The sequence below is a fragment of the Polynucleobacter bastaniensis genome, assembly GCF_018882205.1.
Classification (GTDB): domain Bacteria; phylum Pseudomonadota; class Gammaproteobacteria; order Burkholderiales; family Burkholderiaceae; genus Polynucleobacter; species Polynucleobacter bastaniensis.
The window spans coordinates 265,595-278,337 of the sequence record NZ_JACVOU010000003.1 but is presented as its reverse complement, the minus strand read 5'-3'; the positions used below and the strand labels follow the sequence as shown (position 1 = coordinate 278,337).

At 45.1% G+C, this 12,743-nt stretch carries 14 protein-coding genes; 2 read left to right on the top strand and 12 right to left on the bottom strand.

Features of this window, described 5'->3' with window-relative positions; translation table 11 throughout:
- Positions 1-8 precede the first annotated feature (8 nt).
- On the bottom strand, positions 9-530 hold the full coding sequence (locus ICN22_RS07420; protein ID WP_216169671.1) for a phasin family protein: 522 nt from the start codon (positions 528-530) through the stop codon (positions 9-11).
- A gap of 193 nt (positions 531-723) precedes the next feature.
- On the opposite strand from ICN22_RS07420, the gene ICN22_RS07415 reads away from it, so the two are divergent.
- Both ICN22_RS07415 and ICN22_RS07410 read left to right on the top strand, forming a co-directional pair.
- Positions 724-1,611, top strand: coding sequence for a DMT family transporter (locus ICN22_RS07415; protein WP_216169669.1), 888 nt, complete (start codon positions 724-726; stop codon positions 1,609-1,611).
- A gap of 86 nt (positions 1,612-1,697) precedes the next feature.
- Positions 1,698-2,735 (top strand): serine hydrolase, encoded by a 1,038-nt coding sequence (locus tag ICN22_RS07410; protein ID WP_216169661.1) that lies wholly within the window; start codon positions 1,698-1,700, stop codon positions 2,733-2,735.
- Between the two features lie 28 nt (positions 2,736-2,763).
- Here ICN22_RS07410 and ICN22_RS07405 read toward each other — a convergent pair whose 3' ends face one another.
- The 11 genes from ICN22_RS07405 to ICN22_RS07355 form a co-directional block, all read right to left on the bottom strand.
- Positions 2,764-3,582, bottom strand: coding sequence for an IclR family transcriptional regulator (locus ICN22_RS07405; RefSeq protein WP_216169659.1), 819 nt, complete (start codon positions 3,580-3,582; stop codon positions 2,764-2,766).
- Between the two features lie 80 nt (positions 3,583-3,662).
- Entirely contained in the window at positions 3,663-4,697 is a 1,035-nt protein-coding gene (locus ICN22_RS07400; protein WP_216169657.1) for a quinone-dependent dihydroorotate dehydrogenase, read from the bottom strand.
- Positions 4,698-4,706: 9 nt separating this feature from the next.
- A complete protein-coding gene (locus ICN22_RS07395) occupies positions 4,707-5,453 on the bottom strand; it encodes an arginyltransferase (RefSeq protein ID WP_216169655.1) in 747 nt (248 codons plus the stop codon).
- Positions 5,450-6,187 (bottom strand): leucyl/phenylalanyl-tRNA--protein transferase, encoded by a 738-nt coding sequence (gene aat, locus ICN22_RS07390; RefSeq protein WP_216169653.1) that lies wholly within the window; start codon positions 6,185-6,187, stop codon positions 5,450-5,452. The genes ICN22_RS07395 and aat overlap by 4 nt, the downstream gene beginning before the upstream one ends.
- Positions 6,188-6,200: 13 nt before the next feature.
- On the bottom strand, positions 6,201-6,761 hold the full coding sequence (locus ICN22_RS07385; RefSeq protein ID WP_216169644.1) for an NUDIX hydrolase: 561 nt from the start codon (positions 6,759-6,761) through the stop codon (positions 6,201-6,203).
- 9 nt (positions 6,762-6,770) lie between these two features.
- Positions 6,771-8,597: a chorismate-binding protein gene (locus ICN22_RS07380; protein ID WP_216169642.1), complete on the bottom strand. Its 1,827-nt coding sequence runs from the start codon at positions 8,595-8,597 to the stop codon at positions 6,771-6,773.
- 37 nt (positions 8,598-8,634) lie between these two features.
- On the bottom strand, positions 8,635-9,210 hold the full coding sequence (locus ICN22_RS07375; RefSeq protein ID WP_216169640.1) for a peptidylprolyl isomerase: 576 nt from the start codon (positions 9,208-9,210) through the stop codon (positions 8,635-8,637).
- A gap of 76 nt (positions 9,211-9,286) precedes the next feature.
- On the bottom strand, positions 9,287-10,600 hold the full coding sequence (locus ICN22_RS07370; protein ID WP_216169638.1) for a replication-associated recombination protein A: 1,314 nt from the start codon (positions 10,598-10,600) through the stop codon (positions 9,287-9,289).
- A 10-nt stretch (positions 10,601-10,610) separates the two neighbouring features.
- Positions 10,611-11,090: a DUF3429 domain-containing protein gene (locus tag ICN22_RS07365; protein ID WP_369411576.1), complete on the bottom strand. Its 480-nt coding sequence runs from the start codon at positions 11,088-11,090 to the stop codon at positions 10,611-10,613.
- Positions 11,091-11,146: 56 nt separating this feature from the next.
- The gene (locus ICN22_RS07360; RefSeq protein ID WP_216169636.1) at positions 11,147-12,001 is read right to left on the bottom strand and encodes a 3-hydroxybutyryl-CoA dehydrogenase; all 855 of its coding nucleotides are present in this window, start codon (positions 11,999-12,001) and stop codon (positions 11,147-11,149) included.
- Between the two features lies 1 nt (position 12,002).
- Positions 12,003-12,710, bottom strand: coding sequence for a glutathione binding-like protein (locus ICN22_RS07355; RefSeq protein ID WP_216169857.1), 708 nt, complete (start codon positions 12,708-12,710; stop codon positions 12,003-12,005).
- Between the last annotated feature and the right edge of the window lie 33 nt (positions 12,711-12,743).

Genomic DNA, 12,743 nt, shown 5'->3' with positions numbered 1-12,743 from the left:
CATATTTATTATTTCTTATTACTTTTTTTACTCACCGTTTGATTGCCTGATTGCGCAACCTCTACAGCGTGCTTCACTGCCTTCTGACTAGTTTCAAATACATTGGCAGCAGAAGCGATTGCTTGTTTCATAGCATGTACTGCAGCATCTGAGCCTGCTGGCGCATTATTAGTCCAGTCTTCTACTAAGGCATTCATTTTTTGCTGGCCAGCTTGAAATTCTTTTTCGGCGGACTTAGTAAAACTCGCTTGAGTCTCATGTACTAATTCATAAAGATGGCGACTATAGACCATCATTTTTTCAGCCATGGGCTGGACTGCTTCCGCCTGATGGGCGAGGAGTTGCTGAATATCTTTGACTTCAAGCGCTTTCTTGGCGCTACTCATGCTTTCACTCAGGCTTTGCTTGGCTATATGCATATTGAGCTCAATTAATTTCTCAATGCTTTGTAGTGCTTGATTGGTTAGCCCGCTTAAAGTTTCTAGGTTCGCTTTTTGTGCTGCTGCTATTTGTTCGGGCGTTAATTTCATATTAATACCTTTCCTCATGATTTCATGGCTTTGCTTACTATGAGCTATATCTGCACAATGTCAATTCATTTAGGCTGCATTGACCAGTATTTGTTATTTATATTGCAGCGCCCCCAATATACGGGCTGAGGTCTAGGAAATAAGCCTAAAATCACAGATTAATTAAAAATTCCATACTTTCAATAAGTGATCCATGAGATTGAAGCTTGATAGCCTGATTGCCCCCTTATTTGTATTAATTTGGAGCACGGGCTTTGTGATTGCACGCTTGGCAATGCCTTATGTTGAGCCCGCCACCTTTCTGTTTTGGCGTTTCTCAGGGGTATTAATGGCTATGGCATGCCTAAGCCTGATCTGGAGAATCAGCTGGCCAAGTTGGCCTCAATTCAAGCACATAGCAGTTGCTGGCATATTGCTCCAGTTCGGCTATTTATTAGGGGTTTGGTTCGCAGTCCGGCTAGGGATGACTGCAGGCTTGGTAGCAATCATCGTAGGTTTGCAGCCCATCCTGACAGCTTGGTTCGCTGCCTGGGTATCTGAAAAAGTTACAGGACGTCAGTGGATTGGTTTGGGATTTGGATTTGCTGGGGTGGCTTTGGTTGTGGCTGAAAAAATCGGCTTCACCTACATTCCTCCATTGAGTTACGTATTGGCTTTTGCCGCCTTACTCTCAATTACATTTGGTACTCTCTATCAAAAGAAATTCTGTCCAGTCTTTGACTTACGGGCAGGCTCATCTATTCAGTTTGGCGTATCCGCCATACTTTGCTTTATTTGTATGTATTACTTTGAGTCTGCTGTCATGGTTTGGAATGCCCCAGTTATTGGAGCATTACTGTGGGCGATTTTCCCGCTCTCGATAGGCTCGATCAGCTTGCTCTTTATGATGATTCGTAAGGGGGCCGCAACCAAGGTAACCAGTCTGCTGTATTTAACGCCACCCACCACTGCGGTAATGGCATGGCTCTTATTTGGTGAGCCCTTTACCTTTATGATGGCAAGTGGTTTATTGCTCACGATGACTGGAGTTGTTCTGGTGAATCGAGGTCAAACAAGTACAGTTGCTACGATTGCAGAATAAGTTGCCTGTAATGGTAAAAAACTCCAGCCCACAAGTAAAAGTTATCTATCATCTCGTATGTTAAAAGTTTTGGAAGGCAATTTGGGATGCATTTGAATCGTTTTTGGCTTCTTGCCCACATCTGCCTAATCTCGTTTGGAGTGGCCATCTCCTCTCCGGTAATAGCGGCTAACCCAGATTCTCAAACTGCAAAGTCATCCAGGGCAGCAAAGGGACCTGCAAAATCTGAGTCTAAAAAGGTAGTTAAATCATCCAAAAAGCCAAAAATAGTCAGGACTACTGTTACTCGTCCAGGCGCATCTGTTGTCCCAGCAAGGCCCTCATTCGCAACAGCTCTTGGTTTGCGTGGTCAACACGATGATTTAAGTTTGCAGTCCAGTGTAGCCATGGTGGTTAATCAAGATACCAAGGAAGTGTATTTTGAAAAGAACTCCTCGGTCAGTCTACCGATTGCTTCAATTACTAAACTCATGACTGCGATGGTGGTGCTGGATTCTAAATTGCCCCTAGACGAAACCATTGTTATTAATGCAGACGACGTCAATATATATCGTTCGTCACGCCTTGCTGGGGGAACGGTATTGACGCGAGAAGAGGCTCTATTGTTAGCGCTAATGTCCTCTGAGAATCGTGCGGCCTACACGCTTGGCCGAAATTACCCGGGCGGTATTACTGCATTTATTGATGCCATGAACCGGAAGGCAAAAGAGATCGGAATGACGCATTCTTATTTTGCTGATCCTACTGGCCTCTTAAGTGAAAACGTTGCGTCCGCAGAAGACCTGGCACGTATGTTGAGCGTTGCTTATCAATACAAAATGATTCGTGAGTTTTCTACCTGGCCAGATTTGACGATGATGATTGGCAAGCGACCACAGAAGTTTCTAAACACCAATCGCTTGGTACGTGCAGGTGATATGAATATCGGCTTACAAAAAACAGGATTTATTAACGCAGCAGGCAAATGCTTAGTGATGCAGGCTCGTGTGAACAACACACCGTTACTCTTGGTTTTCTTGGATTCTGTTGGAACGCAATCGCGTTTTGCCGATGCCGTGAGAGTGCGCGATTGGTATGAGCGTATGCCAATGGGTGAACCTCAGGCCATTCGTCGCTTGATGTAAGCACTGCATTCTTAAGAAAAGCCAAATCTTATGAATGAGGGTCGCTGATCTTAGGTTTGTAACCCATGCCCTTTGATATTTGTAGGGCGGTATCCTGCAAAAGTTTGAGCCAGTCCGCCTGAATACGATCGGTAGGCGAGCTCAATGAGAGTCCTGCTACCAACTTACCACTGTCATCATAAATTTCCGCTGCTACGCAACTGACACCCAACTCAAGCTCTTCATTGTCACTAGCATGGCCTAACTTGCGAACTTGATTGAGCTCTGAATCTAATTTCCCCAATTCGGTAATGCTGTTTCTGGTGTGGCCAGCTAAACCGGTACGTGTGACATAGGCGCGAACTTGGCTTGGATCATCGCTTGCCAGAAAGAGTTTGCCCACAGATGTCAGGTGAAGTGGTGCGCGACCACCAATGGCACGAACCACTTGCATACCTGATCGTTCGCTATAAGCACGGTCAATATAGACAATCTCATCTCCTTGGCGAACAGAAAGATTGATGGTTTCACCGGTCAGCTTGTGTAATGCCCGCATTGGTACTTGTGCTGCCTCACGGACCGATAAACGGGCTTTGACGAGGTTACCCAGCTCAAGAAGCTTCAGTCCAAGACGATATGTGCCACCATCGCCACGTTCTACTAAGCGGCAGGCTACCAAGTCATTGAGAATGCGGTGAGCTGTGGAGGGGTGTAAATCAGTCTCTTCTGCAAGGTTTTTAAGACTGCTAGACTCTTCGTGGGATGCAAGGGCGTCAAGCAGGTTCATCATGCGTTCTACCACCTGAATCGCTGTTTTGCCAGCTTCACCCGGTGATTTTGTAACTTTTTCTGATTTGTTTAATGCCATGCTGTAAATTGTAGCAATTTTTGCTCAAATTGCACAATATGAAATTTCGTGGCAGTAGTAAAAAAAGCGTTTTTTGAAGCCTAATGACCCTTTAGGGTAGCGGCACACTCAGAAATTAACTTTGGACCCCGATAAATCAAGCCGCTATAAATTTGAACTAGGCTGGCACCAGCAGTAAGCTTTTCTTGGGCATCCTTACCAGTCATAATGCCGCCAACGCCAACAATCGGAATGGCATGGCCTAAATACTCTTTGAGGCTTCTGACTACTTCGGTGGAGACCTGACGAACAGGCGCCCCAGAGAGGCCACCGGCTTCTTTGCCAAATTCAAGCTCTTGGACAGCATCTCGGACAATCGTTGTATTGGTAGCGATGATGGCATCAATCTTAAATTCCACCAAGAGATCAGCGATGAGTTTGATATCGTTTTGCTCAAGGTCAGGTGCAATTTTTAAAAAGAGGGGTTTGCGTATACCAAATCGATCACTCAAGGCTTCTCGTGCAATATGTAACGATTGCAGCAAAGAGCGCAGCATATCTTCGCCTTGGAGAGCGCGTAAATTTTGGGTATTGGGCGATGAGATATTGACAGTGATGTACGAGGCTACCTCATAAACTGCCTCCATGGCCGTGACGTAATCGCTTGCAGCATTTTCGATTGGAGTGCTCGCATTCTTGCCGATATTGAGGCCAACAATCCCGCCATTCTGCCAATAAGTGGAATTGCGAACGCGCTTTACGCAAGCATCAACACCATCATTATTAAAGCCCATACGATTAATGAGTGCCTGAGCTTGCGGTAGACGAAACATGCGAGGCTTTGGATTGCCCGGTTGCGGCTTTGGGGTAACAGTACCAATTTCTAAAAAACCAAAGCCTAAGGTCCCCAGTGCATCAATATGCTTGCCATCTTTATCTAAGCCAGCAGCAAGCCCCACTGGATTTGAAAAAGTAATGCCGCACAACTTACGTGGATCTAGGGCTGGCTGATCAATCAAGTGACGCAATAAACCCCAGCGCTCAGCACGATCTAGATTGCTCATGGTTAAATTATGGGCTTGCTCTGGATCTAAAGAAAAAAGCCAGGAGCGTAGAAGAGGGTAACTATCAATCATGAGTAGATATTATGACCCATTGATAGGTTGCCAGTGATCGTCGATCAAGCCCTCAATAGGCTGAAACTTCGCCTTATAGGACATCTTTGCGCTTTGCTTAATGTAGTAACCAAGGTAGAGATAGGGAAGGTCTAACTCGAGAGCCTGCTGAATCTGCCACAAGATGCTGAAGCTCCCGTAGCTGGCAGTGGTATTGCTGGTATCAAAGAAGGTATAAACCGAAGAGATTCCTTGATCCAAGATGTCAATCATGCTGACCATGCGCAGACGCCCTGTATGTGAGTCATGTGGACCATCCCGAAACTCAACAATTCTGGAGTTCACGCGGCTTTGCAATAAAAACTGCATATATTGATCTTGATCATCTTGATCTACACCCCCACCAGCATGTCGTTCATGTTGATAGCGTTGATAGAGTTGATAGTGTTCTTCTTGGTAGCCTAGATTGAGAACGCGAACATCCAGTCCAGCATGTTTCTTCCAGCTGCGTTTTTGACTGCGATTAGGTAAAAACTGCTTCACAGGAATACGGGTAGCAGTACAGGCATTGCATTCATCGCAATAAGGTCGATAAGTATATAAGCCACTGCGACGAAATCCCGCATTTACTAGCTCACCATATAGATCGGCATGAATTAAATGTGAGGGGGTGGCAACTTGTGAGCGTGCAGTCTTCCCTGGTAGGTAGCTACAGGGATAGGGTGCAGTTGCATAAAACTGCAATTCAGTAAGAGGAAGCTCTTTAAGTTGAGTCATAACCAGCGACCAAGAATCTGTTTATCAAATTTCCAGGGAATCTCTATATTAGTTTGATTTAAAGCAACTTGCAGATGCACTAAGAATTCATCGCGAGAAATGGGTGTAGCCCCTAAAGAATTAAGGTGAGCAGTCTCTTGCTGACAATCGATCATCCCTACTTGATTTTGCTCGCACCAGGCAGCAAGAGCAGCTAAAGCAATTTTTGAGGCATCGGTTTGATGGCTAAACATCGATTCACCAAAAACCATCCCGCCAAATGAAACACAGTAGAGGCCGCCTACTAAGCGACCATTCTCCATGATGGCAATACTATGAGCATGACCCTCTTCATGAAGCTTGGTATAAGCATCCATGATTTCATGGGTAATCCAAGTACCATCTTGATCCTTGCGGTTCGCAGTTGCGCAAGAGCGTACAACAGCACTAAAGTCTTCATCAACCCAGATTTCTTTCAGAGGATCGGATAAAAAATGACGAATAGATTTCTTTAAAGAGTCATGACATTTAAAGTGATCAGGCTTTAATACCATCCGGGGATTGGGCGACCACCACAACACTGGCTGATTATCGGAGTACCAGGGAAAGATACCCATTTGATATGCGCGAGCTAACTGTCCTGGATATATCCGCTCACTGACTGCAATTAAACCGGGAACACTTGGGTCTGGATCTGAATGATGAATGGGATTAGGAAATTCATCCTGAGATCCCAGCCAGTTGATGTTGCTCATGAGTTTGTGATGCTTAGATTTTTTCAGTTGGCAGAATGTCTCTGCTGCGAACACTAAATTCATTACCAGAATTAAATACCCCAGCAGCACGATCAGCAAAGAACCACTCCAGAGTTTGCTTTACCGTTGGAAAAGCAATGTCATCCCATGGAATATCCTGCTCATCAAATAGAGCAACCTCTAGACTCTCTTCACCTGCCTGAAAGTTTGGCGAACTCATCGAAGCTAGATAAAAAAGGTGCACTTGTTCGGCATGCGGCACATTGAGAAGAGAGTAGAGCGGACCCATCTGAACAATAGCACCCGCCTCTTCATGTGTCTCACGTGCTGCCCCAGTGCTGGTGCTTTCACCAAGCTCCATGAATCCAGCAGGCAAAGTCCAATAACCATGGCGAGGTTCTATGGCGCGACGGCACAATAAAATTTGCTTACCAAAGACGGGGATGCTGCCAACAACGTTACGTGGATTGAAATAATGAATACTTCCGCAAGAGTCACAGACATGGCGCTCCCGCGAATCATCCGCAGGAATCTTGATACTGATAGGCGCTGCACAGTGTGAACAAAACTTCATGCGGACTTTCTAAAAATGGGCGGGGATGAGACCGCGTAAAGCATTGCTAAGCATAATCTCTTTTGCATTCTGAACATCATCAATAGTCAGGTTGACCTCATGGGCATTCCATTGAGGATCATTTAATATGATGGATCTCATAACCCCTGGTAACAGACCTGCGGATACGGGGGGTGTAAGCCAGCGATCTCCAGATTTTATAAAAATACTGCTTCTTCCACCCTCGGTGACATAAGCTTGCTCGTTGGTAAATAGGGCATCAAAGCCACCACAATCCTCTGCCAGTCTCCAAGCTTGGTCATAGACATCACGAATGTTCACCTTATGCCTTAATAAAATATTTCCAGAGTGAAAGGTCGCCTTGCTTGAATCGGGCAGAATATCTTTTGCCCAAAATATTTTTACTGAACCTTCTAATGGTCTGATGGGGGCTATTTGATAACTTGCCACACCATGATCATCGAGATCCAAGCGCAATCGATACTCTGTATCTATCGAGCAGTTTGTACACCCACGCTCAATTACTTGCATGATGTCGGGCATAGAGCAAGGAATGCCAAGCGCTAAAGCAGAATTGGCTAAACGTGCTAGATGAAGTTGAACATGTTGAGCCAGACCTTGGCGGACCAAGATAGTTTCAAACAACCCCACTTGACTGGGTAACTTGTTCAAGAATGCAGCTTTAATTTGGCATTCTTCCCACTCCTGGGCAGACTCAGAGTCAATCGTAATGCCGGCGCCTATACCTAAAGAAAAGGGTGAAGCATATGTTTTTGCATCATGATTTATTTCAAGGGTACGGATAGGAACGCTAAACGCAAAGTCACCACCAGGATCAATCCAGCCCAGAGCACCACAATAGTAGCCTCGATCTTGCGGTTCTAATTCTTGAATAATTTCCATACTGCGTTTCTTGGGAGCACCCGTTACCGATCCACAAGGAAACACCGCATTGAGAACATCACGCAATTTCATTTCAGGCTTGATCTCAGCTTGAACGGTCGATGTCATTTGCAGTACATCACCGTACTGAGTCACCTCAAATAGCTTGGGTACGGTGACTGTTCCTGTTAGAGCAAGTCGACTCAGATCATTGCGTAATAAATCCACGATCATGACATTTTCTGCTTGATTCTTTCCATCTGCCGATAAATGCTCGGCTGAATCATTTAATGCGCTAGCAGTGCCTTTCATCGGCATAGCTTTTAAAGTATGGCCTTGCTTCTGAATAAATAACTCGGGTGATTGGGACAAAATAAAGTGTGAGTCTTGCGCAATAAATGCGCCAAATCTCCCTGGCTGCCGCTCTCTTAATCTGGCATACAGAGAGAGTGGGTCACCATAGACTTCGCCCGTAATCCGAAAGGTATGATTAATTTGATATGTGTCGCCATTGCGGATGTATTCCTGAATAGTCTGAATATCAGAGCTAAACTTCTCTTGGTCTACGGAAAAGACAAGATTAGCCACACCTGCAACTTGCGCTTCGGGCTCTAGAGTTGCTATCTTTTTTTCAATGTAAGTATCGACATCTGCTTTGCTAAAGCTTTCATAGGACTTAAAAGACCATGCCTGTATTAATGGGTGCTCTTTACTTTCACGCTGAGCTGGTCGTTCTATATTGTGTATGTACAGACCTAGCTCATAAGCAAAGGCAGCAACTACGTATTCTCCCCGAGCCAATGTTGTATTAATATCTTGCAGGCATTGATCTACAGTTGCAATTGTCTGTGCATGGCTGGCCTGAGGATAGATAGCCCAAAGCTGGAGCGCATGCTCATACAAGCGACTGCTTGGCTTTGCTATGGTGCTTTGGGCATCATCAAGCAATATCATGCTGTTGATCGTCAGTGCTCAAATAAGCAAGTAGTAATTACTTTAAAACAGTCGCCGATTCAATCATTACAGTCTTGCTAGGCACGTCTGACATGCGACCCATTTTCGGTGATGATGCCACCATGGTTGGAATCTTACGAATAGCGTCGATGGTTTGAGTACCAGAAACGACTGTGCCAAAAACGGTATAGCCATTACCCATCGCATTTGGATAATTCAGGCCCTCATTATCTTTAACATTAATAAAGAACTGGGCTGTTGCTGAATCGGGGTCAGAGGTACGCGCCATAGCAATGGTGTAAGTTTGATTCTTAAGGCCATTTTGAGCCTCTGATACCACGGGCGCATTGGTCGGTTTTTGTGTCAAGTCCGAAGTAAATCCACCCCCCTGAATCATAAAGCCATCTATCACACGATGAAAAATCGTGCCGTTATAAAAACCACTGTTTACATAGCTCAAAAAGTTGGCAGAAGTTTTTGGTGCCTTTACTGAATCAAGCTCAACAACAAAATTACCCATGGTGGTTTTAAATTCCACTTTAGGGCCAGCAAAGCTTGCAGCACTTGCAAGGAGGCTGGAAGCTATAAATAGGGAAGCAATGATTTTGCGCATACTGAGTATCCTTAAGAATCGAGTGAAAATATATTAAATTAGATTGTATTGCCCAAATCCCAGGGGGAGCTTTTGGTCACTTCTGTTTCGACTCCTGATCCAACTTGCACAAGAAGGCCATCTTCTCAGCAATTTGACTTTCTAAGCCCCGATCAACCGGCTGGTACCAATGAGGCTCAGCCATCCCATCGGGCAAGTAAGTTTCTCCAGCAGCATAAGCATGCGGCTCATCGTGTGCATAACGGTATTCTTTGCCGTGGCCCAACTCTTTCATGAGTTTAGTTGGGGCATTGCGTAAATGGTTGGGTACAGGCTTACTTTGATCACTAGCAACATAAGCTCTTGCCGCGTTGTAGGCGTTATAACTGGCATTACTCTTCGAGGCGATCGCTAAATAAACAACAGCTTGACCTAGTGCTAGCTCACCTTCCGGTGAGCCAAGTCGCTCAAAAGTTTGAGCTGCATCATTGGCTAGTTGCATCGCTCTGGGATCGGCAAGTCCAATGTCTTCCCATGCCATACGGATAATTCTGCGTGCAAGATATCGAGGATCTGCACCACCATCTATCATGCGACAAAACCAGTACAACGCAGCATCAGGATTGGAGCCACGTACTGATTTATGCAGAGCAGATATTTGATCGTAAAAGTGATCACCACCTTTATCAAAGCGACGCGCCTGAACTGTTAAAGCATTTTCAATAAACTGCAGGTCTACTTTGTGAATCTGAGAGTTTGGTGTTGATATAGCATTGCGTACTTGCTCCACCAAATTCAATAATCGCCTAGCATCACCATCTGCATGTGAAATTAAGCTATCAATTGCTTCTGGTTCAAAAGGAATATCAGGCATCGCATATTGACATGCACGATCAAATAACTGCTTGAGCTCCACAGCGCTTAATGATTTCATGACATAGACTTGTGCGCGTGAGAGTAAGGCTGAGTTCACCTCAAATGAGGGATTTTCAGTGGTAGCGCCAATAAAGTTAAATAAGCCAGACTCAACATGAGGCAATAGGGCATCTTGCTGACTTTTGTTAAATCGATGAATCTCGTCTACAAACAAAATAGTTTGTCTGCCATATTGAGACATACTCTGCTCGGCCTGCTCTATAGCCTCGCGAATTTCTTTTACCCCAGCAAGCACAGCTGAAATGGCGATAAATTCTCGATCAAAGGCTTTTGCAGAAAGTCTGGCCAAGGTTGTTTTACCAACGCCTGGTGGGCCCCAGAGAATCATCGAATGTGGCTTACCAGATCCAAAAGCAAGACTCAGTGGTTTACCGCTTGCTAAAAGATGCGTCTGTCCGATGACTTCTTCTATTGATTTTGGGCGCAAGACTTCCGCTAATGGTGGCGGAGGTGCTTGATCAAATAGATTGCCCATGAGCCCTTATTTAGTTTTGTACAAACAAAATAACCAATGCAGCCCAAATTAAGCATCCTGCAGACACTAGCGTGAGTCGATTTCGTAAGGTGATGAATGCATTCAGCGCCTCTTCACTAGAAAAATAATAGCGGTAAGTTTCTTTATCAATATTGCGCTGAATCACTAAAGCTGACGCCAAGATGACCATACCAACTGGTATGTAAATATGTAGTGCGAGCCAGGCAACTAAGGCTGGTGTTACGCCCCAGATCCATGCATTGCGATCTCCCCACCGATCGCCGCTAGGTATTTTGCCTAGCTTATGCAGATTGGCGCCCCAATGTAAGGCGCCCATGAATGCAGTGATTACCGCTCCGTAACCAGCTAGTGACTCCCCACTTAAATAATTCAGTGGTGTGGGTGCAAGCTGCACCATTAGCGCAAGACCGACAAAAGGAATTAGACCGGCATAGGCTAATTTAGTAACTATAGGGGGCAGTGGGTTCACAAAAACTTCTTTATCTGGGTTGGTGGGTGGTGGATAGTGGAAAGTGAATTACAAAATCATTGATCGTAGGTAAAGACGCCGCGTCCAGACTTGCGACCGAGGTAGCCAGCAGCAACCATCTCACGCAACAGTGGGCAAGGTCGATATTTTGAGTCGCTGAAGTTCTCAAAATAGACTTCCATTACAGCTAAGCACGTATCGAGACCAATTAAATCGGCGAGGGCAAGTGGCCCAATAGGTTGGTTGCAACCCAATTTCATACCGGCATCTATATCTTCTGGGCTAGCAAGACCTTCGTGTAGAACAAAGAAGGCTTCATTAATCATTGGAAGCAATATACGGTTCACCACAAAGCCGGGTGAGTTCTTCACGGTGATGGGCTCTTTGCCAATGCGTTTGGCCATTTCAATAATGGCGGCGTGGGTTGTGTCAGAGGTTTGTAAGCCTCGAATCACTTCGACCAATGCCATCAGCGGCGGCGGATTAAAAAAGTGCATACCAATAAAGCGACCCGGGTTGGAATCTAAGGCTGCAAGTTTGGTAATAGAGAGTGAAGAGGTGTTCGTAGCAATAATAGTTTCTTTACTGACGATCTCATCAACCTGCTTCAAAATCTTTTCTTTGACAGCTTGGTTCTCAGTAGCTGCTTCAATAACTAATTGCAGTCCCTTGAAGTCATCATATGAAGTGCTAGCTTTAATGCGTTTGAGTGCTGCATCTTTATTCTCATTAGTGAGTGTTTCTTTTTTCACCAAGCGATCTAAGCTTTTGCTAATTTGGTTTAAGCCGCGCTCAAGGGCAGCATCGCTGATATCAACCATGACGACATCAAGACCAGCAACCGCGCAGACCTGCGCAATACCATTGCCCATCGTACCCGCCCCAATAACCCCGACCGATTGAATCTTCATGCTATTTCCTTTTTTGATACTGTGATGAACCAAATAATTGCTCTCTTGCCTTGTCATCGTGCAAGGGTTTGCGTAATGCAGTTAACACCTCAACGCCACGCTTAACGGCAGGGCGTTCACCAATCATTTCAAACCAGCGCTTGAAATGAGGGTATTCATTGATATCAATACCCTGGTTCTTCCAGTTACGCGTCCAAGGAAAAATAGCAATGTCGGCAATAGAGTAACTTTTGCCAGCAACATAGGCATTATCTTTCAGTTGGTGATCTATTACTCCATACAATCGCTTAGCTTCATTGGTGTAGCGATTAATCGCATAATCAATCTTCTCCGGAGCGTAGATTCGAAAGTGGTGGTTTTGTCCTAAAAGTGGTCCCAAGCCTCCCATTTGGAACATGAGCCATTGCAAGACCTCATATTTTCCTCGGGTAGATTTTGGTAAAAACTTTCCTGTTTTGGCGGCCAGGTATAGCAAGATTGCACCGGATTCAAATAGATGGATAGGTTTGCTGTCGGGGCCATTTGGATCAGTGATGGCTGGAATCTTATTATTCGGGCTGATCGCCAAGAAGTCTTTCTTAAATTGATCGCCAGCACCAATATTAATTGGATGGGCAATCCAGTCTTTGCCCAACCTATAACCACACTCCTCAAGCATGATGTGAACCTTATGTCCATTGGGTGTTGGCCAGCTGTAAACATCAATGATGTCTTTATTGGGTTTGCTTATCGCCATGATTAA

Bases quoted from the DNA above. Each gene is read 5' to 3' on its own strand.
- ICN22_RS07420 (WP_216169671.1), bottom strand. From the start codon at position 530: ATGAAATTAACGCCCGAACAAATAGCAGCAGCACAAAAAGCGAACCTA.
- ICN22_RS07415 (WP_216169669.1), top strand. From the start codon at position 724: ATGAGATTGAAGCTTGATAGCCTGATTGCCCCCTTATTTGTATTAATT.
- ICN22_RS07410 (WP_216169661.1), top strand. From the start codon at position 1,698: ATGCATTTGAATCGTTTTTGGCTTCTTGCCCACATCTGCCTAATCTCG.
- ICN22_RS07405 (WP_216169659.1), bottom strand. From the start codon at position 3,582: ATGGCATTAAACAAATCAGAAAAAGTTACAAAATCACCGGGTGAAGCT.
- ICN22_RS07400 (WP_216169657.1), bottom strand. From the start codon at position 4,697: ATGATTGATAGTTACCCTCTTCTACGCTCCTGGCTTTTTTCTTTAGAT.
- ICN22_RS07395 (WP_216169655.1), bottom strand. From the start codon at position 5,453: ATGACTCAACTTAAAGAGCTTCCTCTTACTGAATTGCAGTTTTATGCA.
- aat (WP_216169653.1), bottom strand. From the start codon at position 6,187: ATGAGCAACATCAACTGGCTGGGATCTCAGGATGAATTTCCTAATCCC.
- ICN22_RS07385 (WP_216169644.1), bottom strand. From the start codon at position 6,761: ATGAAGTTTTGTTCACACTGTGCAGCGCCTATCAGTATCAAGATTCCT.
- ICN22_RS07380 (WP_216169642.1), bottom strand. From the start codon at position 8,597: ATGATATTGCTTGATGATGCCCAAAGCACCATAGCAAAGCCAAGCAGT.
- ICN22_RS07375 (WP_216169640.1), bottom strand. From the start codon at position 9,210: ATGCGCAAAATCATTGCTTCCCTATTTATAGCTTCCAGCCTCCTTGCA.
- ICN22_RS07370 (WP_216169638.1), bottom strand. From the start codon at position 10,600: ATGGGCAATCTATTTGATCAAGCACCTCCGCCACCATTAGCGGAAGTC.
- ICN22_RS07360 (WP_216169636.1), bottom strand. From the start codon at position 12,001: ATGAAGATTCAATCGGTCGGGGTTATTGGGGCGGGTACGATGGGCAAT.